At 36.6% G+C, this 25,441-nt stretch carries 27 protein-coding genes and 1 other annotated feature; of the genes, 20 read left to right on the top strand and 7 right to left on the bottom strand.

The annotated features are described in order from the left end of the window. The first annotated feature begins 5 nt into the window (after positions 1-5). Together sdaAB and sdaAA are read left to right on the top strand one after the other, a co-directional pair. Complete coding sequence (sdaAB, locus tag LCF45_RS20420; RefSeq protein WP_002088527.1) at positions 6-665, top strand: L-serine ammonia-lyase, iron-sulfur-dependent subunit beta; 660 nt, start codon at positions 6-8, stop codon at positions 663-665. Between the two features lie 18 nt (positions 666-683). Next, positions 684-1,562 (top strand): L-serine ammonia-lyase, iron-sulfur-dependent, subunit alpha, encoded by an 879-nt coding sequence (gene sdaAA, locus LCF45_RS20415; RefSeq protein WP_002033842.1) that lies wholly within the window; start codon positions 684-686, stop codon positions 1,560-1,562. A gap of 57 nt (positions 1,563-1,619) precedes the next feature. On the opposite strand, the gene proI is transcribed toward sdaAA, so the two are convergent. Next, positions 1,620-2,459 (bottom strand): pyrroline-5-carboxylate reductase ProI, encoded by an 840-nt coding sequence (gene proI, locus LCF45_RS20410; protein ID WP_002066991.1) that lies wholly within the window; start codon positions 2,457-2,459, stop codon positions 1,620-1,622. 165 nt (positions 2,460-2,624) lie between these two features. Between proI and LCF45_RS20405 the strand changes: the two genes are divergently transcribed. Continuing rightward, on the top strand, positions 2,625-3,578 hold the full coding sequence (locus tag LCF45_RS20405; protein ID WP_002014957.1) for an MBL fold metallo-hydrolase: 954 nt from the start codon (positions 2,625-2,627) through the stop codon (positions 3,576-3,578). A gap of 9 nt (positions 3,579-3,587) precedes the next feature. Next, positions 3,588-4,382, top strand: coding sequence for an SDR family oxidoreductase (locus tag LCF45_RS20400; RefSeq protein ID WP_002129013.1), 795 nt, complete (start codon positions 3,588-3,590; stop codon positions 4,380-4,382). Positions 4,383-4,411: 29 nt separating this feature from the next. Here LCF45_RS20400 and LCF45_RS20395 read toward each other — a convergent pair whose 3' ends face one another. Next, positions 4,412-4,597 (bottom strand): YqzH family protein, encoded by a 186-nt coding sequence (locus LCF45_RS20395; RefSeq protein ID WP_002014960.1) that lies wholly within the window; start codon positions 4,595-4,597, stop codon positions 4,412-4,414. 224 nt (positions 4,598-4,821) lie between these two features. Here LCF45_RS20395 and argC point away from each other — a divergent pair, with 224 nt between their 5' ends. The 7 genes from argC (at position 4,822) to LCF45_RS20360 (ending at position 10,956) form a co-directional block, all read left to right on the top strand. Continuing rightward, positions 4,822-5,859, top strand: a complete 1,038-nt coding sequence (gene argC / locus LCF45_RS20390; protein WP_002129012.1) for an N-acetyl-gamma-glutamyl-phosphate reductase — start codon at positions 4,822-4,824, stop codon at positions 5,857-5,859. Positions 5,860-5,869: 10 nt separating this feature from the next. After that, on the top strand, positions 5,870-7,093 hold the full coding sequence (argJ, locus tag LCF45_RS20385; RefSeq protein ID WP_002129011.1) for a bifunctional glutamate N-acetyltransferase/amino-acid acetyltransferase ArgJ: 1,224 nt from the start codon (positions 5,870-5,872) through the stop codon (positions 7,091-7,093). Positions 7,094-7,104: 11 nt separating this feature from the next. Continuing rightward, on the top strand, positions 7,105-7,872 hold the full coding sequence (gene argB, locus LCF45_RS20380; RefSeq protein ID WP_002033848.1) for an acetylglutamate kinase: 768 nt from the start codon (positions 7,105-7,107) through the stop codon (positions 7,870-7,872). Then, on the top strand, positions 7,869-9,029 hold the full coding sequence (locus tag LCF45_RS20375; protein WP_002129009.1) for an acetylornithine transaminase: 1,161 nt from the start codon (positions 7,869-7,871) through the stop codon (positions 9,027-9,029). Before argB ends, LCF45_RS20375 begins: the two co-directional genes overlap by 4 nt. A gap of 12 nt (positions 9,030-9,041) precedes the next feature. Then, positions 9,042-9,992, top strand: coding sequence for an ornithine carbamoyltransferase (gene argF / locus LCF45_RS20370; RefSeq protein ID WP_263893758.1), 951 nt, complete (start codon positions 9,042-9,044; stop codon positions 9,990-9,992). Between the two features lie 147 nt (positions 9,993-10,139). Continuing rightward, a complete protein-coding gene (locus LCF45_RS20365) occupies positions 10,140-10,691 on the top strand; it encodes a DUF2062 domain-containing protein (RefSeq protein WP_002167705.1) in 552 nt (183 codons plus the stop codon). 58 nt (positions 10,692-10,749) lie between these two features. Beyond that, positions 10,750-10,956, top strand: a complete 207-nt coding sequence (locus LCF45_RS20360) for a hypothetical protein (protein WP_002167706.1) — start codon at positions 10,750-10,752, stop codon at positions 10,954-10,956. Positions 10,957-10,980: 24 nt separating this feature from the next. On the opposite strand, the gene LCF45_RS20355 is transcribed toward LCF45_RS20360, so the two are convergent. Together LCF45_RS20355 and LCF45_RS20350 are read right to left on the bottom strand one after the other, a co-directional pair. Further along, on the bottom strand, positions 10,981-11,427 hold the full coding sequence (locus LCF45_RS20355) for a MarR family winged helix-turn-helix transcriptional regulator (protein WP_002129002.1): 447 nt from the start codon (positions 11,425-11,427) through the stop codon (positions 10,981-10,983). A 72-nt stretch (positions 11,428-11,499) separates the two neighbouring features. Continuing rightward, entirely contained in the window at positions 11,500-12,279 is a 780-nt protein-coding gene (locus tag LCF45_RS20350) for a GDSL-type esterase/lipase family protein (protein ID WP_002129000.1), read from the bottom strand. 271 nt (positions 12,280-12,550) lie between these two features. On the opposite strand from LCF45_RS20350, the gene cpdB reads away from it, so the two are divergent. Beyond that, a complete protein-coding gene (gene cpdB / locus LCF45_RS20345; RefSeq protein WP_002131206.1) occupies positions 12,551-14,920 on the top strand; it encodes a bifunctional 2',3'-cyclic-nucleotide 2'-phosphodiesterase/3'-nucleotidase in 2,370 nt (789 codons plus the stop codon). Positions 14,921-14,969: 49 nt separating this feature from the next. Here cpdB and nhaC read toward each other — a convergent pair whose 3' ends face one another. Next, positions 14,970-16,343 carry a Na+/H+ antiporter NhaC gene (gene nhaC / locus LCF45_RS20340; RefSeq protein WP_002128996.1) on the bottom strand — a complete coding sequence of 458 codons (1,374 nt, stop codon included), beginning with the start codon at positions 16,341-16,343 and terminating at the stop codon, positions 14,970-14,972. Positions 16,344-16,620: 277 nt separating this feature from the next. After that, positions 16,621-16,840, bottom strand: a binding site (T-box leader). A gap of 142 nt (positions 16,841-16,982) precedes the next feature. Between nhaC and LCF45_RS20335 the strand changes: the two genes are divergently transcribed. From LCF45_RS20335 to LCF45_RS20300, 8 genes are all read left to right on the top strand, one after another. Next, complete coding sequence (locus LCF45_RS20335; RefSeq protein WP_002128995.1) at positions 16,983-17,339, top strand: hypothetical protein; 357 nt, start codon at positions 16,983-16,985, stop codon at positions 17,337-17,339. A gap of 77 nt (positions 17,340-17,416) precedes the next feature. Then, complete coding sequence (gene bioA / locus LCF45_RS20330; protein ID WP_002128994.1) at positions 17,417-18,850, top strand: adenosylmethionine--8-amino-7-oxononanoate transaminase; 1,434 nt, start codon at positions 17,417-17,419, stop codon at positions 18,848-18,850. Continuing rightward, positions 18,850-19,578 carry a dethiobiotin synthase gene (gene bioD, locus LCF45_RS20325; protein ID WP_002128992.1) on the top strand — a complete coding sequence of 243 codons (729 nt, stop codon included), beginning with the start codon at positions 18,850-18,852 and terminating at the stop codon, positions 19,576-19,578. The genes bioA and bioD overlap by 1 nt, the downstream gene beginning before the upstream one ends. Then, positions 19,544-20,731: an 8-amino-7-oxononanoate synthase gene (gene bioF / locus LCF45_RS20320; RefSeq protein WP_002167709.1), complete on the top strand. Its 1,188-nt coding sequence runs from the start codon at positions 19,544-19,546 to the stop codon at positions 20,729-20,731. Before bioD ends, bioF begins: the two co-directional genes overlap by 35 nt. Next, positions 20,728-21,468, top strand: a complete 741-nt coding sequence (locus LCF45_RS20315) for an alpha/beta fold hydrolase (protein WP_002185005.1) — start codon at positions 20,728-20,730, stop codon at positions 21,466-21,468. Before bioF ends, LCF45_RS20315 begins: the two co-directional genes overlap by 4 nt. After that, the gene (gene bioC / locus LCF45_RS20310) at positions 21,434-22,243 is read left to right on the top strand and encodes a malonyl-ACP O-methyltransferase BioC (protein WP_002128987.1); all 810 of its coding nucleotides are present in this window, start codon (positions 21,434-21,436) and stop codon (positions 22,241-22,243) included. Before LCF45_RS20315 ends, bioC begins: the two co-directional genes overlap by 35 nt. A 1-nt stretch (position 22,244) precedes the next feature. Then, the gene (gene bioB, locus LCF45_RS20305; protein ID WP_002014986.1) at positions 22,245-23,243 is read left to right on the top strand and encodes a biotin synthase; all 999 of its coding nucleotides are present in this window, start codon (positions 22,245-22,247) and stop codon (positions 23,241-23,243) included. Between the two features lie 180 nt (positions 23,244-23,423). Then, positions 23,424-23,744: a hypothetical protein gene (locus LCF45_RS20300; protein WP_002088493.1), complete on the top strand. Its 321-nt coding sequence runs from the start codon at positions 23,424-23,426 to the stop codon at positions 23,742-23,744. Positions 23,745-23,767: 23 nt separating this feature from the next. On the opposite strand, the gene ribH is transcribed toward LCF45_RS20300, so the two are convergent. After that, positions 23,768-24,229 (bottom strand): 6,7-dimethyl-8-ribityllumazine synthase, encoded by a 462-nt coding sequence (gene ribH / locus LCF45_RS20295; protein ID WP_000230892.1) that lies wholly within the window; start codon positions 24,227-24,229, stop codon positions 23,768-23,770. A gap of 18 nt (positions 24,230-24,247) precedes the next feature. Further along, entirely contained in the window at positions 24,248-25,441 is a 1,194-nt protein-coding gene (gene ribBA / locus LCF45_RS20290) for a bifunctional 3,4-dihydroxy-2-butanone 4-phosphate synthase/GTP cyclohydrolase II (protein WP_002167711.1), read from the bottom strand.

The raw sequence follows: 25,441 nt of genomic DNA, 5'->3' as shown, positions 1-25,441 counted from the left end.
TTATGATGAAGTATCGCTCAGTGTTTGATATTATTGGTCCGGTTATGATTGGTCCATCAAGTTCACATACAGCAGGCGCGGCAAGAATGGGGCAAGTTGCTCGTCAGCTGTTTCGTCATGAACCAGAGAGAGTTAGCATTTCATTATATGGTTCATTTGCAAAAACATACCGTGGTCACGGTACGGATGTAGCGCTAATCGGTGGAATACTAGGATTTGAAACAGATGATTTACGTATTCCAAGTGCGTTAGATATTGCAAAAGAACGCGGGATTGAAGTGGAATTCATTGAAGAAGATGCAAATGCTCCGCATCCAAATACAGCGAAAATTCGTCTGTATAAAGGTGAAGAGGAAATTGAAGTTGTTGCTTGCTCAATTGGTGGCGGTAAAATTGAAGTTGTAGAATTAAACGGATTCGATCTTCAATTAACAGGCACGAGTCCAGCACTACTTATTGTAAATAACGATCGCTTTGGTGCTATCGCAGCTGTAGCTTCAATCCTTGCTAAGCATGAGATTAACATAAGTACAATGAGTGTTTCTCGTAAAGAAAAAGGAAGAAGAGCGCTTATGGTCATTGAAACAGATGAATTATTAGCAGATGAAGTAATTGCGGAAATAAATGGGCAACAAAATATTTGTCAAGTAACTATTATGGATTAATTGCAGGGGGGACACACCATGTTTCGGAACGCAGCGGAACTAGTGGCGCAAGCTAAAGAGCAAAATGTAAAAATCGCAGAAATTATGATTCAATGTGAAATGCAAACAAGAAATATCTCACGTGAAGAAGTAATTGCTGGAATGGAAAAGAACTTAGTCGTGATGGAACAAGCAGTAGAACGCGGTATTCGTGGTGTAAAATCACCGACTGGTTTAACTGGCGGGGATGCTGTGAAAGTCCAAGCGTATATGCAGAGTGGAAAAGGTTTATCTGGAGATACGATTTTGGACGCAGTGAGTAAAGCTGTTGCGACAAATGAAGTAAATGCGGCGATGGGAATTATTTGTGCAACACCAACAGCAGGATCTGCTGGAACAGTGCCAGGTGTACTGTTTGCACTGCAAGAAAAATTACAGCCGACACGCGAAGAAATGATTGAATTTTTATTTACAGCAGGAGCTTTCGGTATGGTTGTTGCGAATAATGCTTGTATTTCTGGCGCGGCAGGAGGTTGCCAAGCTGAAGTAGGTTCAGCAAGTGGAATGGCAGCTGCAGCAGCAGTTGAGATGGCTGGTGGAACACAAGATCAAGCAGCTACAGCGATGGCGATTTCATTAAAGAATATGCTTGGTTTAGTATGTGATCCTGTTGCAGGGCTTGTAGAAGTACCTTGTGTAAAACGTAATGCAGCAGGAGCTGCGAATGCCATGATTTCAGCTGATTTATCATTAGCTGGTGTAACTAGTACAATTCCATGTGATGAAGTCATTGAGGCGATGTTTAGAATTGGACAAACGATGCCAGTAGCACTTCGTGAAACAGCAGAAGGTGGCCTTGCAGCAACACCGACAGGTCGTCGTTTGCAAGAAGAGATTTTTGGTAAGAGTAATAACTAAAAGCATATCATATGATTAAAGTAAAAACGGAGCTCAAATAAAGTTGAGCTCCGTTTTTTATTTTTCTTTTGCTATTTCTTCTAATGTTTTTCCAAGATCGTGTGATCGTTTCGTTGCTTGTGTAATACATGAGATTAATGCTTGTTGAAAATTATGCTCCTTTAATACTTCAATACCTGCTTCAGTTGTTCCGCCAGGAGAAGTAATTTCTTTTCGCAAAATAGAAGGGTGTTTTTCGCTTGCTTTTAGCATTTCAGCAGAACCAATCATCGTCTGAAGAATAAGAGATTTTGCAACATCTTCTTTTAAACCAATTTTTTTTGCTGCCTCTTCCAGTGCCTCTACCACGTAATAAATATAAGCTGGTCCACTTCCAGATAATGCAGTGATAGCATGCATATCTTCTTCTTCTACAACAGAGACGAGACCAATCGTTTCAAATAAAGATGTTGCAGTACGAATATGTTCCTCCGTTGTGTGTTCTGAAGGTGAGATAGCGGTAGCGGATTTTAAAATGGCTGCAGATGTATTTGGCATTGCACGAATAATCGGAACGTCTTTTTGAAGTAGGTTTCTAATTGAATGAGTAGAAACACCTGCTAATAACGAAATAATAAGCAAGTCATTATTTATGTATTCTTTAAGAGGAATAACCGCTTCTGCGACATCTTTTGGCTTCATAGCTAGAAAAAGAATATTTGCATCAGCAAGTAATTCCTTTTTATTATGTGTACCTTTGACACCGTATTTTTTATGTAACTCCTGTAATCTTGTCTCGTTAGAACGATTACTTACAGTGACGTGTTCTCCCTTAACAACATTTGCGTTTAATAAGCCACCAATAATCGCTTCGGCAATAGAGCCTGCACCGAGAAAGGAAATGTTTTGCATAGACATGATGTGCCTCCTTTAAATTTGGTTAGAAATACTTATAAATGTACATACATTCGTTTTTTTATGGAAAAGACCTCTTTTTATCTGAAAATAATGACAAATTTATAGGGAAGTTGTAAACTGAAGAGGTATTCATTTTTGAACCGGAAAAAGACAGGGGGGCTAAGCATGACGGCGATTCATCGAATGGAGATTCCTGTTCCATTTGCAGTTGAGACAGTGAATGTGTTTTTAGTTGAGGGAGAAACATTAACGTTAATTGATACAGGGACAAATACAGAAGAAGCAAAGAAAGCACTAGAAAGTCAATTAGGTGCATTAGGATATAAGATAGAAGATATTGAAACGGTAGTGATTACGCATCACCATGCGGATCATTGCGGACTTTTAAATACATTTTCTGAAAAAGTAAAGATTATCGGACATCCTTGGAATGAACCGTGGATTACACAGAATGCTGAATTTTTAAAGAGGTATCATGAATTTTTTAAAGAGACAGCCTTGCAGTTCGGCGTTCCAGCAGTATTTCTGAATGGTGAGGCGTTATTGACGACGAAGACACTTAAATATTCTTGTAATAGATCGTTAACACATACCGTGAGAGAGGGAGATCGTATAGATTCGTTACCTGGATTTACAGTGATTGAAACCCCGGGTCATGCTTCCACTCATATTTCATTATATAGAGAATCTGATGGAATATTAATTGGTGGGGATGCTCTCATTAGTCATATTTCTTCAAATCCAATATTAGAACCACCATATGAAGGGCAAACAGAAAGAGCGCATCCCTTATTGCAGTACAATCAAACGTTAAAACGTTTAAGTGAAATGAATATTTCACGGATTTTATCAGGGCATGGGGAAGATGTTCTGAATGTGAAACAACTTATTGAAACAAGATTACAAAAGCAAGAGACACGTGCTTTTAAAGTGCTTGAACTATTAAAGGAAAAGCCAATGACAGCATTTGAGGTGTGTGTAAAACTATTTCCGGTATTATATAAAGAGCAATTACCACTTACTATCTCAGAAACTGTTGGACAATTAGACTTTTTAGCATATAATCAACAGGTGATGATTGATGAATCTTCACAACAATTGATTTATTATGCAAAGTAGGTGACAGCAATGACGGGACGTTTACAAGAAAAAGTAATCGTCATTACAGGTGCTTCTAGTGGAATTGGAGAGCAAGTTGCAATGCAGGTTGCAGAGCAAGGGGCGACGCCGGTATTAATGGCTCGAACAGAAGAGAAGCTACAAGCATTAGCAGACAAAATTAAAGTAACTTATAATACGCCTTGCTATTACTATGTATTAGATGTAAGTGAAGAAACGAAAGTACAATCTGTTTTTTCAAAGGTATTACAAGAAGTAGGCCGTATTGATATATTGGTAAATAATGCTGGGTTTGGTATTTTTAAAACGTTTGAAGATGCTTCAATGGATGAAGTAAAGGATATGTTTCAAGTAAATGTATTTGGATTAGTAGCTTGTACGAAAGCGGTATTACCTAATATGGTAAAAAGGAACGAAGGACAAATTATTAATATTGCTTCATTGGCTGGAAAAATTGCAACTCCGAAGTCGAGTGCTTATGCAGCAACAAAACACGCTGTATTAGGATTTACGAATAGTTTACGTATGGAGTTATCTAACACAAATGTGTATGTAACAGCAATTAACCCAGGACCGATAGAAACGAACTTTTTTGAAATAGCCGATCAATCAGGTACATATGTGAAAAATATGGGACGTTACATGTTAAAACCAACATATGTAGCAGAACAAATCGTAAAGGCGATGCAAACGAAAAAACGTGAAGTAAACTTGCCGAAGTGGATGGGAATGGGGCCAAAGCTCTACGCATTATTCCCAGGTTTATTTGAACGCGTTGCAGGCAAATCATTAAGTAAAAAATAGGAGATTTCCATATGGAAATCTCCTATTTTTTATTTTCCAGTCACATAATCGTAAACGATATCCTCAACAGCCTCGTATACATCAATTTCAGTATTTGAATGAATTATCATTTGAATATGTTTAATTAGCATTTCCTGATCCTCTTTTGAAACAGGATTACATTGATATTGCCGAAAACTTTTTATAATCATTTTCTCAATTAATTTTTTATTCATGTTTTTCCCCGCCTGTATGTATACATGTATTGTTTTATTGTACTTGAAGTGAAATGAAAATACTACTATGCAATATTTTTGCATAAAAATCCACTTGTGTATATTGTTTTTATAGCGAGAATAATATTTTGAAGTTTTTTAAAATTATAAATATTTAATTGACTTTATAATTATGCAATATTATAATCAAACTTAATTTAAAGAATAGATATGAGGAGGAGCTTATGAAAGTCGCAATTATTGGAGCAACTGGATATGGAGGTATTGAGTTAATTCGGTTATTAGAGCAACATCCATATTTTTCGATAGCATCTCTCCATTCTTTTTCACAAGTTGGTGAATTTATAACAAATGTATACCCGCATTTTCGAAATGTTCTTGTCCATACGTTACAAGAAATTGATGCGGAGAAAATAGAGAAGGAAGCTGAAATTGTATTTTTAGCAACTCCAGCGGGAGTATCGGCAGAGTTAACACCAAAATTATTGGCAGTAGGTTTAAAAGTAATTGACCTATCTGGAGACTTTCGTATGATAGATCCCTCGTCATATGAATTGTGGTATAAAAGGCCAGCTGCACAGGAAGAATTTCTTAGGAAAGCAGTATATGGATTAAGTGAATGGAAAAGGCCTGAGATCCAAAATGCAAATTTAATTGCAAACCCAGGATGTTTTGCTACAGCTGCATTATTAGCGGTAGCGCCGTTAGTACGTAGCGGCATAATTGAAGAAGCTTCGATTATTATTGATGCGAAATCAGGAGTATCTGGAGCGGGCAAAACGCCAACAACAATGACTCACTTTCCTGAGTTATACGATAACTTACACATTTATAAAGTTAATCAACATCAGCACGTTCCTGAGATTGAGCAAATGCTTGCAGAGTGGAATCATGAAACGAAGCCAATCACGTTTAGTACACATTTAATACCGATATCACGAGGGATTATGATTACACTTTATGCGAAAGTGAAAGAGGAAATGAAAATAGAGCAACTTCAAAAATTGTATGAAGAAACGTATGAATACTCAGCTTTCGTTCGAGTTCGCTCGCAAGGAGAATTTCCAAGTCCGAAAGAAGTAAGGGGCTCAAATTATTGTGATATTGGGATAGCTTACGATGAAAGAACAGAAAGAGTTACGGTCGTTTCTGTTATAGACAATATGATGAAAGGTGCGGCAGGGCAAGCAGTTCAAAATGCAAATTTATTAGCGGGGCTAGAAGAGACAACGGGTTTACAGCATATGCCGCTTTATCCATAAGGGGGAAATTATGATTAAAGCATCGTCTATTAAAAAATTAGCAAATGGTTCAATTGTTACACCAAAAGGCTTTTTGGCAATCGGTACTGCAAATGGTCTGAAAAAGGTGAAAAAGGATATGGGTGCAATCGTTTGTGAGGTGCCAGCATCATGTGCCGCTGTGTATACAACAAATCAAATACAAGCAGCGCCGTTGCAAGTAACGAAGGATAGCATAGCAGCAGAAGGGAAATTACAAGCAATTGTTGTAAATAGCGGCAATGCAAATGCTTGTACGGGGATGAAAGGATTGCAAGATGCTTATGAGATGCGAACATTAGGAGCGGGACACTTTGGAGTAAAAGAAAAGTACGTCGCAGTCGCTTCAACAGGTGTAATTGGAGTACCTTTACCGATGGATATCATTCGAAAGGGAATTGAATCTCTTGTGCCAACAAAGGAAGTAAGTGAAGCTTATTCTTTTTGTGAAGCAATTTTAACGACAGATCTTATAACGAAAGAAACTTGCTATGAGATGATAATTGATGGGGAAGCAGTGATCATTGCTGGGGTCGCAAAAGGTTCAGGGATGATCAAACCGAATATGGCAACGATGCTTAGTTTTATTACAACAGACGCCAATATAGAGCATGAAGTATTGCAAACAGCATTATCACAAATTACGAATCATACGTTTAATCAAATTACGGTGGACGGAGATACTTCTACAAATGATATGGTCATCGTTATGGCAAGTGGATTATCAGAAACGAAAACGATGAATATGGAACATGAAGACTGGGAAACTTTCGTAGTTGCTTTACAAAAGGTATGTGAAGATTTAGCGAAAAAAATTGCACAAGATGGTGAAGGTGCTACGAAGTTAATAGAAGTAAACGTGTTAGGGGCTAGAACAAATGAAGAAGCAAAGAAAATTGCAAAACAAATAGTCGGTTCCAGTCTTGTGAAAACAGCGATATACGGTGAGGACCCAAATTGGGGACGAATTATTAGTAGTATTGGACAGAGTGAAGTAATTATTAACCCAAATACAATTGATATCACTCTTCAATCTATCGCTGTATTAAAAAATAGTGAGCCTCAAATGTTTTCTGAAGAGGAAATGACAAAGAAATTACAAGAACATGAAATAAAAATTGATGTGTGTTTACATTTAGGAAATGAAACGGGATCAGCTTGGGGCTGCGACTTAAGTTATGAATATGTGAAAATAAATGCTTGTTATCGTACATAAGGAGAGAGAAGATGAGTGATTATATTGTAGTTAAATGTGGCGGTAGCATGTTGAATCGATTAAATAGTGTCTTTTTTGATTGTATAAAGAAATTGCAAAATAAGTATAAGGTTGTTATTGTCCATGGTGGTGGCCCAGAAATTGATGCCAAGTTAGAAGACTCTAATATCGAGATAGAAAAGAAAGATGGATTAAGAGTAACGCCGAAAGAGGTTATGGATGTTGTTCAAATGGTGCTATGCGGAACTACGAATAAAAAATTCGTAATGAATTTACAAAAACATGATTTACTTGCGGTGGGGCTTTCAGGATGTGACGGTAGTTTACTTCAAGTTCAACCTGTTGGCGAAGCGATAGGATATGTAGGAGAAGTAAGTTATGTAGAAACAGCCCTATTGAAAGGGTTGATAGATATGAATTATATTCCTGTCATTGCCCCGATTGGGATAAATGGTAATGAGGTTTATAACATAAATGCAGATACCGCTGCAGCCGGAATTGCAGCCGCACTATCCGCAAAAGAACTCATTTTTATAACGGACGTAGATGGAGTATTACACGAAGGAAGATTGGTAAAGAAAACGGATGAATATGAAATTCTTACTTTTATAGAACAAGGCGTCATTACAGGTGGAATGATTCCGAAAGTACAGGCGGCACTTACATCGTTAAAAATGGGAGTGAAAAAGGCTAGTATCGTAAATGGTACAAAGGATTTTACTGAGGTTACAGGAGAGTGTGTTGGAACTACGGTAACAAAAGGAGTGAGTATCGTATGACAAACCATCTTTTTCAAACATATGGAAGAAGAGAAATTGAATTTCTAAAGGGCAATGGGGCGAAAGTTATTGATAAAAGTGGTGAGCAATATTTAGATTTCACTTCTGGTATTGGAGTATGTAACTTAGGACATTGTCACCCTACGGTTGTAAAGGCAGTAGAAAAGCAACTTAGAAATATATGGCATATATCTAACTTATTTACGAACTCCTTACAAGAAGAGGTCGCATCATTATTAACAGAAGATACAGCATTAGATCATGTGTTTTTTTGTAATAGCGGGGCGGAGGCAAATGAAGCGGCTTTAAAACTAGCACGTAAGCATACTGGAAAATCTCTCGTAGTAACATGTGAGCAATCTTTCCACGGGAGAACATTTGGAACGATGAGTGCAACAGGGCAAGATAAAGTGAAAGAAGGATTCGGTCCATTACTTCCGTCTTTTTTACATATACCATTTAACGACATACGAGCATTAGAGGAAGTAATGAATGAAGAAGTTGCGGCGGTAATGGTAGAAGTTATTCAAGGAGAAGGAGGAGTAATATTAGCTGATCCATCCTTTTTGAAGGAAATTGAAAAACTATGTAATCAGTACAATGCTCTTTTTATTATAGATGAAGTACAAACTGGAATAGGCAGAACAGGAACACTATTCGCTTATGAGCAAATGGGAATAGTTCCTGATATCGTTACCATCGCAAAGGCGCTTGGGAATGGTATTCCAGTTGGAGCGATGATTGGCCGAAAAGAACTAGGTTCTTCTTTTACTGCCGGGTCACACGGTTCAACTTTCGGTGGGAATTATATTGCTATGACTGCAGCGAAAGAAGTATTGCAATTCATTAAGGAGCAATCGTTTTTTAAAGAGGTACAGGAAAAGGGCGAGTACGTATTAAAGAAATTGCAAGAAGAATTACGACACGTTGAATGTGTTCAAAATATTCGTGGTAAGGGACTTATGATTGGAATCGAATGCAAGCATGAGGTTGCAAATGTCATAGAACAACTAGAAAAAGCAGGACTTCTCGTATTACAAGCAGGGCCTAATGTTATAAGACTACTACCACCACTTATTGTAACGAATGAAGAGCTAGAACAGGCAATATATATGATAAAAAGAGTGGTTTGTACAAAAAATGCATCAATAATATAAGGGGGAAATTTCATGTCAACTGTACAAGTACCGAAATTAAATACGAAAGATCTTTTAACGTTAGAAGAATTGACGCAAGAAGAAATCATTTCTTTAATTGAGTTCGCTATATATTTAAAAAAGAACAAGCAGGAGCCTTTATTACAAGGGAAAATATTAGGTCTCATTTTTGATAAACATTCAACCCGTACTCGCGTTTCTTTTGAAGCAGGAATGGTACAGCTCGGAGGACATGGAATGTTTTTAAGTGGAAAAGAGATGCAAATTGGCAGAGGAGAAACGGTGTCAGATACTGCGAAAGTACTATCTCATTATATTGATGGAATTATGATACGCACATTTTCGCATGCGGATGTAGAGGAGCTTGCAAAAGAGTCCAGTATCCCAGTTATTAACGGTTTAACTGATGATCATCATCCTTGCCAAGCATTGGCAGATTTAATGACGATATATGAAGAAGTTCATACGTTTAAAGGAGTTAAATTAGCTTATGTAGGTGATGGGAATAATGTATGTCATTCACTATTGCTAGCGAGTGCAAAAGTCGGAATGAATATGACTGTTGCAACTCCTGTAGGGTATGGGCCGAATGAAGAAATTGTTAAAAAAGCATTAGCGATTGCTGATGAAACAGGGGCTGAAATTGAAATTTTGCATAATCCTGAATTAGCGGTAAGTGGAGCAGATTTTATTTATACTGACGTTTGGATGAGTATGGGCCAAGAAGGAGAAGCAGAAAAATATACTTTATTCCAGCCTTTCCAAGTAAATAAAGAGCTTGTTATACATGCAAAGCAAACATATCGTTTCCTGCACTGCCTGCCCGCTCATCGTGAAGAAGAAGTAACTGGAGAGATTATAGATGGGCCACAGTCTATCGTTTTTGAGCAAGCTGGTAACAGGTTGCACGCGCAAAAAGCTTTATTAGTGAGTTTATTTAAAAATATAGAAGAGCCTTCCTAAAAGGGAGGTTTTTTTATATGGAAATGTCGGATGTATATTTAGTTAATTATCTCTATATCATTTATAATAAAAAGAGCAAACTAACTTTGTTTTTCATATCATGTAAGGACATACTAGATAAAAAATATAGTTAAAGAGATGATGAATTTGAAAACAACTAAGAAAACATATTCGTTTTTTCAGCGGATGTGGAGAATATTAAAGTTTCAATATTTTAAGTTGCTTCGATCGCCAGAAGGAGCAAAGAAAGTGTCGCTAGGTTTTGCTATTGGATTTGGTTTAGAAATGTTGGTGATTTATACGGCATCGCTCGTATATTTAATATTTTATCCAATTGTAAGGTTAGCAAAGGGATCTTTTCCAGCCGCAGTCATTGGTAATATTATTGGGAAAATATCGTTTCTCCCAGTATTTTTATTTCCGTTTGCTTATGCGCTAGGAAAAATGATTTACCCATTTCATGTACAGAAAATACATCATGAACCATTTACGATATCAGATTTGTTTTCGAGCCATATTTTTACGATGTTAAAGAGCTTATTACAGAGTGAAGTATATGTATTAATTGGTATGACGATAATAGGAATTGTGTGTGGGGTAATTTCATATTTCGTTGTGCATTATTTATATGAAAAGAATCGTAAGTTACGTTTGAAGAAAAGAAAGAAACAAGTGAGAGAACCACTTGTTCAAATATAAAGAATGTCACATTCATTTTCTCCTTTGAATATGTTTAAGAAAAAGGGGGAGAGAATGAATGTATTATTATTACGTACCGCAAGTATACCCATATGTAAATTATTATCCGGTTTATGATATGAGTAGACAATACGAGTTATATCGACAACAACAATTACAGCAAATACCACAAATACCACAACAACAGCCTACGCAAGAACAAAAACCATATTTAACGACATGGCCGTATTCAAATGTATACTATGGTAATTATTACGAATCATAAAGCTGCTTCTATTTAGAAGCAGCTTTATGCGTTTGTTTTCAAAATTAAATTTTGAATGGTTTTAAGAGAATAAATGAGCTTTTCACGCTCTTCCTCAGATAATGTTTGAAAATTTTCTTTTAGTTTGCCTAAAATGAATTGCTGATACTGACTTACTAACACTTTCCCTTCAGTTGTTAGGGAAATTAAAATGACCCTTCGATCTTTTTCGCTATAATGACGCTCTATTAGCTCTTCTTGAATAAGTTTGTTTAATAGAGGGGTCATGTTAGGCCGTGAAATCGCTAGCCGCTTGCCAATTTCTGAAACTGCTAATGTACCATTTTCATGCAAAAGCAGTAACACTTGCGTATGCGATGGCGGCATATGTCTTTGAGAAGAAAACTCTCCAGGAAGCATAAATTTGCGATAAAAAAGAGGCACTAGCGAAAGAAGATGATCAACAATACGTTCCCACTCGCGTGATTCCATATAACGGCCCCCTTCCACTATCATTGTAACAAAAAAGACAAGGTATAAAAATAGAATTGTTTCATGGTAGCCTTAATATTTGTAGGATAACACTTGCTTTGTAAATGTATTGGCAATAATCGCATAACCGTTATCATTTGGGTGTACTTGGTCAAATAGTAACTCTTTTTTATCATTCGATATTAATTTGCGAATTGGTAAAACGATCGACGGTTGATGTGCTTTTGAAATAGAATAAATAGAATCATTCCAACCGTCTAAAAACATATCTGCATAACTTGCGATGGAGTCCTCTAGTTGTAAAGGGTTATAGAGTTCAGAGAGAATGAGTAAAGCATTCGGATTTTGATCTCGAACGGTCTTTACAATATTTTTTACATCCGTTTCAAAACGGGCTTTTTCTTTATTTAACATTTTAATACCATCTATAACACCTACATCACGATTTAAGCGGAATAAATTATTTCCTCCAATACTAATAGTAATGATATTTGCTTCCCTAATTTTTTGTTGAACATCTTCTGATTGAACTTTTTTTGCGAGACGATCTGTAGTAAGACCGTTTATCCCAAGGTTTTCTACTGTAATTGGTTTGTGAATTTGTGTTTCTATTTGTCTAGAAGCTAATTCGGCAAATCCCCCTTGTGTAGATCCATATCCTTTTGCAAGTGAATCACCTAATACGAGGTGATAAAAAGAGTCATTCGTTTGCTTATAAATCCAACTGGGAGCAGATGTTTTTTCTGCTTTTCCTTCAGTTTCTTTTTGTTCTATCTCATCGTTCTTTTCAAAATTAGAACAAGAAATGATTAGAAGGAGGAGACAAACAATTGTTAAGATGATTTTTTTCATAAATTCATCCTCCTTGTAATTGGTAATTGTATCATATTCAGCAGTATAAGCAATGTAAGGGCATATTATATATTTATGAAAAATTCACAATAACTTTACAGAAAATTTGTAGAAGTATGTCAAAAAATATTGACGGTATGAAAGAACTTTAGATATGATAATGTCAGATAAGGTGAAAATCATCGCTCTAATAGAAGAAAAAGGTATGTGATTAGGGACTGATAGAGATTCATTTCATTATTTTGGGGTAATTGTATAAGGGGGATCTTTTGTGAAAAAGTCAAAAAAAATGCTAGCTGGAGCAACACTTGCTATTGGCGTTATAGCACCGCAAGTGTTGCCGACAACAGCTCATGCAGAGGAAAAAGCTGGGGAGAGTACAGTTAACTTACGAATTTTAGAAACATCAGATATTCACGTTAACTTAATGAATTACGATTATTATCAAACGAAAACAGATAATAAAGTAGGTCTCGTGCAAACTGCAACACTTGTGAATAAAGCACGTGAAGAAGCGAAGAACTCTGTCTTATTTGATGATGGGGATGCATTACAAGGGACACCGCTTGGAGATTATGTAGCGAATAAAATAAATGATCCGAAGAAGCCTGTGGATCCTAGTTATACACATCCATTATATCGTGTAATGAATTTAATGAAGTATGACGTCATCTCTCTTGGGAATCATGAATTTAACTACGGTTTAGACTATTTAAACAAAGTAATTAGTAAAACAGAGTTCCCGGTTATTAACTCGAACGTCTATAAGGATGATAAAGATAATAATGAAGAGAACGACCAAAACTACTTTAAACCATATCATGTTTTTGAAAAAGAAGTAGAAGATGAATCAGGTCAAAAACAAAAAGTGAAAATTGGCGTAATGGGATTTGTTCCACCTCAAGTTATGAACTGGGATAAAGCGAATTTAGAAGGAAAAGTGAAAGCGAAAGATATTGTTGATACAGCGGAAAAGTTAGTTCCAGAAATGAAGGCGCAAGGTGCGGACGTTATTGTTGCATTAGCCCATTCAGGTGTCGATAAGAGCGGCCGTAGCCCCAAAATGGAAAATGCTTCATATTATTTAACAGAGGTTCCTGGTGTAGATGCAGTATTAATGGGACATTCACATACTGAAGTGAAGGATGTATTTAATGGTGTTCCTGTTGTAATGCCTGGTGTTTTTGGAAGTAACTTAGGTATTATTGATATGCAATTGAAAAAGGTAAACGGAAAATGGGAAGTACAAAAAGAGCAATCGAAGCCGCAACTTCGTCCGATTGCTGATAGTAAAGGGAACCCATTAGTACAATCTGATCAAAGATTAGTTAATGAAATTAAGGATGATCATCAAGCGACAATTGATTATGTGAATACAGCTGTAGGAAAAACGACAGCGCCAATTAATAGTTATTTCTCATTAGTACAAGATGATCCTTCTGTACAACTTGTGACAAATGCACAAAAATGGTATGTAGAAAAGCTATTCGCTGAAAACGGACAATATAGTAAATATAAAGGAATTCCAGTATTATCTGCAGGAGCACCATTTAAAGCGGGTGGCCGAAACGGTGCTACATATTATACGGATATTCCAGCAGGGACGTTAGCAATTAAAAACGTAGCGGATTTATATGTATATCCAAATACGTTATATGCTGTAAAAGTAAACGGGGCACAAGTAAAAGAATGGCTTGAAATGTCTGCTGGTCAGTTTAATAAAATTGATCCAGCGAAAACAGAAGAGCAGCCACTAGTAAATATAGGTTATCCTACATATAATTTTGATATTTTAGATGGTCTAAAATACGAAATTGACGTGACGCAACCAGCGAAATACGATAAAGATGGTAAAGTTGTAAATGGAAATACGAATCGTATTGTAAATATGACGTATGAAGGTAAGCCTGTAGCTGACAATCAAGAGTTCATCGTAGCTACAAATAACTATCGTGGAAGTAGCCAAACGTTCCCTGGTGTAAGTAAAGGGGAAGTTGTATACCAATCACAAGATGAAACACGTCAAATCATTGTGAAATATATGCAAGAAACACCAATTATTGATCCAGCAGCAGATCAAAACTGGACATTTAAGCCGATTGTTGCAGATAAATTAAATACAACATTTGATTCTTCACCAAATGCACAAAACCATATAAAGAAAGATGGAAAGATATCATATGTTGGACCATCTGAAAATGAATTTGCTAAATATGCAATTGATATAACGAAGAAGAATGATGATAAGGAAACTGGTGGAGAGAATCCAACGATACCGCCAACAGGTGAAGGCAATAACGGAGAGAATCCAACGACACCACCAACAGGTGAAGGCAATAACGGAGAGAATCCAACAACACCGCCAACAGGTGAAGGCAATAACGGAGAAAATCCAACGACACCACCAACAGGTGAAGGCAATAATGGAAATGAACCAAAACAAGATGGAAATAATACAGGATCTGGACAAACTACAACGGATAATCAAAACTCAAAAGAAACAACAACTGTAAGTGAAAATAAAGAAGAACGTGATTTACCGAAAACAGGTACAAGTGTTGCTTCTACAATTGGAGCAGGTCTGGCGTTTGTTGGAGCGGGATTACTTATGTTATTTAGAAGAAAGAAAGCGAATAGATAGCGGAGAAATATAAAAAGGATTACCGATTAAGGTAATCCTTTTTATTATATTATGAAACTGGTACTGCTTTTTCTTTCTTCCATGAAAGGCCAAATCCAGTAAAGCCGACGATAATCGTTAAGACTGGGCAAGCTAAACAGAAGATTGCGTATGGAAGGTAATCGAATGTTGGAACGCTAAGGACGTTTGTTAAGAATACGCCACTTACACCCCATGGTACGAGCGGGTTAATAACTGTACCTGCATCTTCTAATACGCGTGATAAATTACGACGTTCTAAACCGACTTCATCGTATTTGTTAGCGAATGCTTGTCCTGTTAAAACGATTGATAAGTATTGTTCGCCAAGTAGGAAGTTTACACCAATTGCAGTTGAAGCAGTAGAAATAATTAAGCGTGTGCTATTTTTTACAAAGCTAGAGATAATATTCATCAGCTGCGCTATAATACCCATTCCTTGTAATAATCCTCCCATACAAAGAGCTAGGAAAATAAGAGCAATCGACATCATCATACTTTGTAGACCACCGCGAGATAGTAAGCTATCAATGTCTTTAATACCAGTTTTAGAAACGTAGCCGTCTTGCATAATTTTCATTAAATCAGCTAAAGAAGTGCTAGGTTTAAAAATAAAGAGAATAATAATTCCTACAACAATTCCTGCAAGCAATGTTGGAACTGCTGGAACCTTTTTAAATGCGAATAGGAACAGTAATAAAATTGGAATAAGTGTAACGATAGAAATCGTTGTGTTTTTTTCTAACGTGCTAATAAAGTTTGTGAAGTCAACGTCTCCACTAATACCGCTTCCTAAAATGAAAAATGCGATAAAAGCAATAATGAAAGCAGGAACTGTTGTCCAAAGCATGTTGCGAATATGCTCAAATAAATCTACACCCGTTACAGCAGGAGCTAAGTTTGTTGTATCAGATAAAGGAGACATTTTATCTCCAAAGAATGCGCCAGAAATAATTGCACCAGCGATTAGAGCTGGATCGTATCCGAGAGCACTACCCATACCCATAAAGGCAAGTCCTACAGTTGCGGCAGTTGTAAAGGCACTACCGATACTTGTTCCAACAATTGCACAAACTACAAAAACAGTTGGAACGAAAATTTTAGGAGATACAATCTGGAAGCCATATACCATTAAAGTTGGAATTGTTCCAGCAGCGATCCAAACACTAATTAATACGCCTACAAGTAAGAAAATAAAAATAGATGGAATACCAGCTGAAATACTACTGATCATCCCTTTTTCCATAGTAGACCAAGAGATTTTTTTCATAAATCCAAATGCTAATAAAAGAACGATACCAAATAAAATTGGGATGTGTGGTGAAACTTCTAATTGGATAACACTAAAGCCAATACAGAAAAAGATAAATAATGTTAAAAGAACAGATTCAATTTTTGAAACCATTGTTTTTCCCTCCTAAGTAATCTAAAATAGCTCTTTTTTATATAAAATTCGCCAATATTGTATATTTCCTTCTAAAATTTAGAATTTTGTGACGAATTACCGGTAATTGTCAACATCTCAATATGATACGGAAATGATTGGATAAAAAAACGCCCCTGCATATAATTATGCAGGGACGAAGAAATCGCGGTACCACCCTAGCTTGTGAAAGGAATGTATCACAAAATAAAGGGTCATATGATATGCGCTCATAAAATAAAAACGCCCCTGCAATATATGCAGGGACGAAAAATTCGCGGTACCACCCTAAATTGTGAAACAGTTTCATTTCACCACTCTTTAGACATAACGGTCTAAACCGTCTTTCACTACTCCTCACGTTTCGTAAAAGAAGCTCCAGGGGGTAATTCATAAATCGCTCTGTACTGGTTCGCACCGACCACCAGCTCTCTGAAATCAGAAAACGAAATACTACTAAATCCTATCAACGCCGATTCATATGATGTTAGTTAAATTTTTATCATATATTCATCATACATGTCAATAAAAACATTCGATATTTTTTTAGGGAAATAAAGGAGAAATGTTTTTCATACTGTAAAAATGTGCGTTATAATGAATTTGAAAGGGGAGGAAAGAGTGAAGAAAAAAATAATTCTTTTTACCACCTTACTAGTCGTTGGCGGAAGTGCTGGAATTTACACAGCTTTTGCAGCTGAATCAGAGCAGTCGAAACAAAAGCAAATACAGCAGTCAGAAGTGAAGAAAGTGAAAGAAACTGAAGAGAAGAAATCGATGGAAAAAGCAGCTACGAAACTAGGAGTTTCTACTGAGGGGAAAACAAAAGAAGAGGTTACAAAAGAAGTAGATACCGCTAGATTTGAGCAGCGCCATGATTTGTTAATTGAGCATGCTAAGCAACTTGGAATTGATACAGAAGGAAAAAAAGATGAAGAGATTATTTTAGAAATTGGAAAGATACAACATGGAAAGTAGAACAACTTATCGTATGATAGGTTGTTCTTTTTTGAGAACTATTTGATTTAAAAATAATTGACAGTCATTTGTTTTTAATGTTAACTATATTTATAAATAAGTTAACATTAGGGGTGACAATTGTGGCTGTTAATAGTAACACGAGTGAAAAATCGTTTTATACATATGAAGAATTATCGAAGAAGAATAAAGATTACGTATGGCACCCATTTACACAAATGAAAGATTATTTAGAAGAAGATCCTGTCATTATTGAACGTGGAGAGGGAAGAAAGCTATACGATGTAAATGGAAATGAATATTGGGACGGTGTTTCATCTATTTGGTTAAATGTTCATGGGCATCAAGTACCAGAACTTGATGAGGCAATTCGCGAGCAATTAAATAAAATTGCTCATTCTACTATGCTAGGACTTGCTAACGTTCCATCTATTTTATTAGCAGAAAAAATAATTGAAGTTGTACCAGAAGGTTTGAAGAAAGTATTCTATTCAGACTCTGGTTCTAGCGCCGTTGAAATTGCAATTAAGATGGCCTTTCAATATTGGCAGCATAAAGGAAAACCGAAAAAACAAAGATTTGTTACATTAAAAGAAGCATATCACGGTGATACGATAGGTGCTGTTTCAGTAGGAGCAATAGACTTGTTTCACCAAGTGTATAGTTCACTATTATTTGAGGCAATTAAAATGCCGTATCCATATACATATCGTTCTCCTTATGGAGATAATAAGGAACAAATTGTAAAGAAACATTTAGAAGAAATGGAAGAAATGCTACAAGAAAAACATGAAGAAGTAGCAGCTATTATTGTGGAGCCATTAATGCAAGGTGCTGGTGGGATGATTACAATGCCAAAAGGATACTTAAAAGGGCTTCGCGATTTATGTACAAAATACAATGTATTATTTATTACAGATGAGGTAGCGACTGGATTTGGGCGTACCGGGAAAATGTTTGCATGTGAACACGAGGATGTAACGCCAGACATTTTAACAGCCGGAAAAGGTTTAACAGGTGGTTATTTACCGGTGGCAATTACGGTAACGACAGATGAAATTTATAATGCCTTTTTAGGAGGCTATGAAGAACAAAAAACGTTTTTCCATGGTCATAGTTATACAGGGAATCCGTTAGGGTGTGCCGTAGCAATTGCAAATTTAGAACTATATGAAAAAACTAATTTAATAGAAGATGTTGCGCATAAAGCAGAATATGTAGCGGCACAATTAGAAGCTCTTAATGAATATAAGCACGTAGGAGATATTCGTCAGTGTGGGCTAATGGTTGGTATTGAACTTGTGAAGAATAAGGAAATGAAAGAATCGTTTGAATGGACAGAAAGAGTCGGTGTTCAAGTGTGTAAACGCTCAAGAGAGCTGGGCATGATTTTGCGACCACTCGGTAATACGATTGTATTTATGCCTCCTCTTGCATCTACGGTGGCTGAGATTGACGAGATGTTACGCATTTTATATAAAGCAATCTCGGATGTTACGGAGGGAGAGTAATGAGTGGTTTCTTTATAACAGCAACGGATACAGAAGTTGGCAAAACGGTAGTGACAGGAGCATTGGCAGGTATATTTCGAGAGCGTGGACATAATGTTGGTGTATATAAACCGTTGCAAAGTGGACATGTTGCATCAAATCCTGAGGGTGATGCAGCAAGATTAAAAGCATTATCGGGTGTACCGACAGAAGAAGATGAAATTTGTCCTTATTCCATTGAAGAACCACTTGCTCCGAGACTTGCCATGAAAAGAGCTGGAAGGACAGTAACGTTAAAAGAAATTACTGATCACTATAATGAACTACTAAAAAAGTTTAATAGCCTATTTGTAGAAGGGGCTGGTGGGCTTGCAGTTCCATATACAGAAGATGCTTTAGTGATTGATTTTGCAAAAGAATTACAGCTTCCTCTTATTGTAGTAGCGCGTCCTACGCTTGGGACAGTTAATCATACTATTTTAACAATTTCTTATGCAAAAGCACATGGATTAAAAGTAGCAGGTGTAATTTTATCTGGATGTAAAGGATATGAAAAAGAAAGAGTGCAAGAAAATAAAATAATGATTGAGGAGTTAAGTGGCGTGCCGGTTTTAGGGTTATTACCATTCCTTGAAGGAGAGTTTACAAAGGAAGAATTATTAGGGGCGGCAAAAGAGCATATTATGATTTCAAAATTAGAGGAGCTCATCCAAAATGAATCAAATGTGGCACACGCATCTTCAATCTAAAGTAGAACAATTAAAGGAACAAGGGCAGTATCGTAATTTACATGTAACAGAGAAAGCGGAAGAGACATGGCTTATTCGAAATAAGAAAAAGATGCTAAATTTAGCATCGAATAATTATTTAGGATTAGCTGGAGATGAAAGGTTGAACGAAGCTGCTATTGCCTGCACGAGAAAATATGGAACTGGAGCGACAGCATCTCGTCTCGTTGTAGGAAATTATCCATTGTATGAAGAGGTTGAGAAAATTATATGCAACTGGAAAGGTACTGAAAGAGCATTAATTGTAAATAGTGGGTATACAGCAAATGTAGGTGCTATATCTGCTTTAGCCTGTCGTCACGATATGGTTTTTAGTGATAAATTAAATCACGCAAGTATTGTTGATGGAATTATATTAAGCGGAGCAGAGCATAAAAGATATCGTCATAATGATTTGGATCATTTAGAAAAGATGTTGCAAATAGCGTCACCAGAAAAGAGAAAATTAATCGTAACAGATACTGTTTTTAGTATGGATGGAGATATTGCATATTTGAGAGGCTTAGTTCAGCTGAAAGAGAAATACGGGGCAATCATTATAGTTGATGAAGCACATGCAAGTGGAATATATGGAATCGGTGGAGCTGGACTATCTCATATAGAAAAAGATATCGCTCAAAAAATTGATATACATATGGGGACGTTTAGTAAGGCTTTAGGGTGTTATGGTGCGTATTTAACGGGTGATTCCATTTATATAGAGTATTTACAAAATATGATGAGAAGCTTGATTTTTACTACAGCTTTACCACCAGGAACATTAGGGGCGATCCGAAAAGCAATTGAAATTGTGAAAGAAGATAACGAAAGAAGAGAGCGACTTATAGAGAATGGTGCATATTTCAGGACGCATTTACAAGAAGCTGGTTTTGATATTGGGAATAGCTCAACTCATATTGTACCGATTGTAGTTGGGTCAAATGAAAATACTTTACGGTTTAGTGAAAGGTTACAAGAGGTAGGTATCGCAGCCATTGCAATTCGTCCGCCGACTGTTCCGGTTGGTAGTTCTCGAGTCCGTTTTGCAGTTACGTCACAACATACAATAGCCGATTTAAAATGGGCTATTCAGCATATTATACGCATTGGTAAAGAAGAGGGGTTTTTAGTATGAAAGAGCTAAAGCTTATTTTTATTCCAGGATGGGGAATGGAAGAAGATGTTTGGACTTTGGTTCTGCCGTATTTTAAAGGATATTCTGTTCAATGTATAGATTGGCGTAACGTGAAAGAACAAAGTGAATTTGCGGGGCGAATAATAGATATAGCGCAGGATGAAAATGTAATTTTAGTTGGATGGTCACTAGGAGCGTTAGCGGCAGTACAAGCTTATAAAAAGATTAAGGCCCAAGGTATGGTACTAATTGGTGGTACCGCTAAATTTACCAATACAAGTGACTATACAAGTGGATGGAATTCCTTGCATATAGAACGTATGAAAAAGAATTTAACGAGAAAAAAAGAAGATACTTTGAAGCGTTTCTATGAAAATATGTTTACAAAAAGTGAGCTGAGGGAGAATACGAGTTTTGAAGAGATTGCGCAGAAGTTTAAAGGAGACTCGATTCAGTCTTTACAATTAGGCTTAGATTATTTAATAGAAACAGATATGAGAAATGAAGTAATAGATATGAAAGCCCCGCTGTTACTCCTTCATGGAGAGCAGGATGTAATATGTCCATTGTCTGCAGCCCATAGTATGGCGAATAATACGAATGCCAATCTAAAAGTAGTAAGCGGTGCTGGGCATGCATTATGTGTAACGAATTTTGAATATTGTGCAAATGAAATTATTCAATTTGTAGAGGGGATACGACATGATCAACAAAACGTTACTGCAAAAACGGTTTAACGGGGCGGCTATATCCTACGATCAATATGCAAATGTACAAAAAAAGATGGCGCATTCGTTACTTTCTACATTGAAGGAACGATATAGTGAAACATCATCGATACGTATTTTAGAACTTGGATGCGGGACAGGATATGTAACAGAGCAATTATCAAATTTATTTCCGAAAGCTCATATTACAGCTGTGGATTTTGCTGATGAGATGATTGCAGTCGCGAAAACTAGAAAAAGTTTGGAAAATGTGATGTTTCGATGTGAAGATATTGAACAATTAAAATTAGAAAATCCATATGATGTCATCATTTCAAATGCTACATTTCAATGGCTTAATGATTTAAAAGAGACAGTGAAAAATTTATTTAACTATTTGTCTGAAGAAGGAATATTATTATTTTCCACGTTTGGTAATACGACTTTTCAAGAATTGCATACGTCTTTTCAGCGTGCTAAGAAAGAAAAGGGGATACACAATTGTACTTCAATAGGACAACGATTCGTTTCGAAAGAACAGTTAGTGAATATATGCAAAAATCCATTAGGAAATGTACATGTTTCTGAAACGTGTTACATAGAAAGCTTTACAGAAGTTAGGGAGTTTCTACATTCTATTCGAAAAGTAGGGGCAACCAATAGTAATGAAGAGTCTTACTGTCAAAGCCCTTCACTCTTTCGTACGATGCTTCGTATATACGAAAGAGACTTCACGGGAAAAGAAGGGATAATGGCAACATATCATGCTTTATTTACGTATATAACAAAAGAGGGGAAGAGATGAAATGAAACAAGTACAAACAAAAAGGGATTGGAAAAAACTTGCATACGACGTAGTAGAAGAGAAAATGATTACGAAAGAAGATGCAATTGCAATATTAGAAGCTGATGATACAGAGGTTTTAGAAATTATGAATGCAGCTTACATCATTCGCCATCATCATTTTGGTAAGAAAGTAAAGTTGAACATGATTATAAATACGAAATCTGGATTATGTCCTGAAGATTGCGGGTATTGTTCACAGTCTATTATTTCAGAAGCACCGATTGATAAGTATGCATGGTTAACACAAGAGAAAATTGTTGAAGGAGCGCACGAAGCAATTCGTCGTAAAGCAGGTACATATTGTATTGTTGCATCTGGTCGTCGTCCGACGAATAAAGAAGTAAATCACGTTATTGGAGCAGTTAAGGAAATTCGTGAAACGACAGATTTAAAAATTTGCTGTTGTTTAGGATTTTTAAATGAAGATCAAGCAGGTCAGTTAGCAGAAGCTGGTGTGCATCGTTATAATCACAATTTAAATACGCATGCCAACAATTATGATAGCATTTGTTCAACGCATACGTATGACGATCGTGTTGATACAGTCCAAAAAGCGAAGCAAGCCGGTATTTCTCCATGCTCTGGAGCAATTTTCGGAATGGGAGAAACGATTGAACAGCGCGCTGAAATTGCATTTGAATTACAACGTTTAGATGCAGATTCTATTCCATGTAATTTCCTTGTTGCTGTAAAGGGTACTCCGCTTGAAGGACAAAAAGAATTAACACCTGTAGAATGTTTAAAAGTGCTGGCGATGATGCGTTTTGTAAATCCAACAAAAGAAATTCGTATTTCAGGTGGTCGAGAACTTAATTTACGTTCTGTACAGCCACTTGGTTTATTTGCAGCAAACTCTATCTTTGTCGGGGACTATTTAACAACAGCTGGACAAGAGCCGACTGCGGACTGGGGTATGATTGAAGATTTAGGATTTGAGATTGAAGAATGTGCGCTATAAGATAGATGAAAAGCAAACTCTTTAAAGGGTTTGCTTTTTTTGTAAATAAAATGTAATAAAAGTCCATTAACGCTTGATAGTAGTCACTTTTGGACGAGAAAAATAATTTTGTGGACGAATTTTCCAAGCCCTAATTGTACATAGTAAAAATGTAATTTATATCGGGTTGGAGGATTTTACATGTACAAATACATATTAACTATTATGACCTGTCTGATTTTAATAAAAGCGATAAGTGCTGATCCAGTTAAGGCGGCTGAAAATCCTGAACAAAAAGAAATGCAACAAAGAATTGAACAGCATTTTCGAACGAAAGCTGAACATTTTGGGCTTGAAACAGAAGGAAAAGATTTAAAAGAAGTGAGGAAGGAAATTTCTATTATAGAAGAAGCGGAAAAGAGAGAAAATGTGTGGAGAACAGCACAAGCTCTTCGTATAAAAACAGAAGGAAAAACGATGGATGAATTAATAGAAGATGTACGAAAAAAGGTGAGAAAATAAAAAAAGAGGCCGTAGCCTCTTTTTTAAGCCCATTGTTTTGATAAATGAGCCATTTCGATCGCAGCAACTGCCGATTCATATCCTTTATTACCAGCTTTTGTACCTGCACGTTCAATCGCTTGTTCAATTGTTTCTGTCGTTAATACACCGAAAATAACTGGAATGTCCGTTTGTAGTGATAAAGACGCAACACCTTTTGCTACTTCATTACAAACGTAATCGTAATGTGTTGTAGCACCGCGAATTACTGTACCTAATGTAATAACAGCATCATATTTTCCGCTATTGGCCATCTTTTTAGCGATTAAAGGAATTTCAAATGCACCAGGAACCCATGCAACATCAATATCATTCTCTTCTACACCGTGACGCTTTAATCCATCTAAAGCTCCGCCAAGTAACTTACTTGTAATAAACTCATTAAAACGTCCAACAACAACCCCAACTTTTAATCCTGTACCAACTAAATGACCTTCGAATACCATAATGTATCTCTCCCTTAATTATAAGTTTAGTAAATGTCCTAATTTGCTTGCTTTCGTTTGTAAATACGTTTTATTTTCTTCTTTTGTTGGCATTTGCAACGGTACACGCTCGGTTACTTCTAAATCGTAACCTTGTAAGCCAGCAATTTTTCGTGGATTATTCGTTAATAATCGTAAACTTTGTAAGCCTAAATCTTTTAAAATTTGAGCGCCAATACCGTAATCACGAAGATCAGCTGGGAACCCAAGTTTTTCATTTGCTTCTACAGTATCTAACCCTTCTTCTTGTAACTTATAAGCGCGAAGCTTATTCAGAAGGCCAATTCCTCGTCCTTCTTGTCTCATATAGAGAAGAACACCTTTTCCTTCACGCTCAATTTGAGCAAGTGCAGCATGTAGCTGTGGTCCGCAATCACAGCGGCACGAACCAAATACATCTCCTGTTAAGCATTCTGAATGAACGCGTACAAGTACAGGTTCGCCTGTTGAAATATCACCTTTTACGAGCGCGATATGTTCTTTCATATCTAATGAGTTAGAATAGCCAATTGCATGGAAAGTACCGAAATCTGTAGGTAATGTAATTTCCACTTCTCTCGTCACAAGTGTTTCGTGATGGCGGCGATAAGCAATTAAATCTTCTATTGTAATCATTTTTATATCAAATTGTTTTGCGCACTCTAGTAAATCAGGTACACGTGCCATCGTACCGTCCTCATTTATAATTTCGCAAATGACTCCAGCTGGTTCTGCTCCGCAAAGTTTGGCTAAATCGACAGCGGCTTCTGTATGACCAGCACGGCGCAGTACACCGCCTTCTTTCGCAATTAATGGAAAGATATGTCCAGGGCGATTGAAATCAGCGCCTTTTGATGCAGGGTTTAACAATTCTTGTATCGTAGTTGCACGTTCATGAGCGCTAATCCCTGTTGTTGTAGAAACATGATCAATGCTCACTGTAAACGCAGTGTGATGTGAATCTGTATTATGAGATACCATTGGTTCTAACTGTAGACGTTCTGCGTACTCCTCCGTAATGGGTACACAAACGAGACCACGACCGTGTGTAATCATAAAATTAATCGTTTCTGGTGTAATGTACTCTGCTAAAGCAATAAAATCGCCTTCATTTTCTCGGTTTTCATCATCACATACGATAACAACTTTTCCTTGTTTTAAATCTTCTAGAGCTTCTTCAATACGATGAAACAT

The sequence above is a fragment of the Bacillus sp. 41-22 genome, assembly GCF_025809295.1.
GTDB classification, from domain to species: domain Bacteria; phylum Bacillota; class Bacilli; order Bacillales; family Bacillaceae_G; genus Bacillus_A; species Bacillus_A mycoides.
Note: the sequence above shows the minus strand (reverse complement) of the source record. Positions and strands in the feature narration are given on the sequence as shown.

What these genes read in the sequence shown, in the direction of transcription:
- sdaAB (WP_002088527.1), top strand. Translation starts at nt 6, where the DNA reads ATGAAGTATCGCTCAGTGTTTGATATTATTGGTCCGGTTATGATTGGT.
- sdaAA (WP_002033842.1), top strand. Translation starts at nt 684, where the DNA reads ATGTTTCGGAACGCAGCGGAACTAGTGGCGCAAGCTAAAGAGCAAAAT.
- proI (WP_002066991.1), bottom strand. Translation starts at nt 2,459, where the DNA reads ATGTCTATGCAAAACATTTCCTTTCTCGGTGCAGGCTCTATTGCCGAA.
- LCF45_RS20405 (WP_002014957.1), top strand. Translation starts at nt 2,625, where the DNA reads ATGACGGCGATTCATCGAATGGAGATTCCTGTTCCATTTGCAGTTGAG.
- LCF45_RS20400 (WP_002129013.1), top strand. Translation starts at nt 3,588, where the DNA reads ATGACGGGACGTTTACAAGAAAAAGTAATCGTCATTACAGGTGCTTCT.
- LCF45_RS20395 (WP_002014960.1), bottom strand. Translation starts at nt 4,597, where the DNA reads ATGAATAAAAAATTAATTGAGAAAATGATTATAAAAAGTTTTCGGCAA.
- argC (WP_002129012.1), top strand. Translation starts at nt 4,822, where the DNA reads ATGAAAGTCGCAATTATTGGAGCAACTGGATATGGAGGTATTGAGTTA.
- argJ (WP_002129011.1), top strand. Translation starts at nt 5,870, where the DNA reads ATGATTAAAGCATCGTCTATTAAAAAATTAGCAAATGGTTCAATTGTT.
- argB (WP_002033848.1), top strand. Translation starts at nt 7,105, where the DNA reads ATGAGTGATTATATTGTAGTTAAATGTGGCGGTAGCATGTTGAATCGA.
- LCF45_RS20375 (WP_002129009.1), top strand. Translation starts at nt 7,869, where the DNA reads ATGACAAACCATCTTTTTCAAACATATGGAAGAAGAGAAATTGAATTT.
- argF (WP_263893758.1), top strand. Translation starts at nt 9,042, where the DNA reads ATGTCAACTGTACAAGTACCGAAATTAAATACGAAAGATCTTTTAACG.
- LCF45_RS20360 (WP_002167706.1), top strand. Translation starts at nt 10,750, where the DNA reads ATGTATTATTATTACGTACCGCAAGTATACCCATATGTAAATTATTAT.
- LCF45_RS20355 (WP_002129002.1), bottom strand. Translation starts at nt 11,427, where the DNA reads ATGGAATCACGCGAGTGGGAACGTATTGTTGATCATCTTCTTTCGCTA.
- LCF45_RS20350 (WP_002129000.1), bottom strand. Translation starts at nt 12,279, where the DNA reads ATGAAAAAAATCATCTTAACAATTGTTTGTCTCCTCCTTCTAATCATT.
- nhaC (WP_002128996.1), bottom strand. Translation starts at nt 16,343, where the DNA reads ATGGTTTCAAAAATTGAATCTGTTCTTTTAACATTATTTATCTTTTTC.
- bioA (WP_002128994.1), top strand. Translation starts at nt 17,417, where the DNA reads ATGTTAACTATATTTATAAATAAGTTAACATTAGGGGTGACAATTGTG.
- bioD (WP_002128992.1), top strand. Translation starts at nt 18,850, where the DNA reads ATGAGTGGTTTCTTTATAACAGCAACGGATACAGAAGTTGGCAAAACG.
- bioF (WP_002167709.1), top strand. Translation starts at nt 19,544, where the DNA reads ATGAATCAAATGTGGCACACGCATCTTCAATCTAAAGTAGAACAATTA.
- LCF45_RS20315 (WP_002185005.1), top strand. Translation starts at nt 20,728, where the DNA reads ATGAAAGAGCTAAAGCTTATTTTTATTCCAGGATGGGGAATGGAAGAA.
- bioC (WP_002128987.1), top strand. Translation starts at nt 21,434, where the DNA reads ATGATCAACAAAACGTTACTGCAAAAACGGTTTAACGGGGCGGCTATA.
- bioB (WP_002014986.1), top strand. Translation starts at nt 22,245, where the DNA reads ATGAAACAAGTACAAACAAAAAGGGATTGGAAAAAACTTGCATACGAC.
- LCF45_RS20300 (WP_002088493.1), top strand. Translation starts at nt 23,424, where the DNA reads ATGTACAAATACATATTAACTATTATGACCTGTCTGATTTTAATAAAA.
- ribH (WP_000230892.1), bottom strand. Translation starts at nt 24,229, where the DNA reads ATGGTATTCGAAGGTCATTTAGTTGGTACAGGATTAAAAGTTGGGGTT.
- ribBA (WP_002167711.1), bottom strand. Translation starts at nt 25,441, where the DNA reads ATGTTTCATCGTATTGAAGAAGCTCTAGAAGATTTAAAACAAGGAAAA.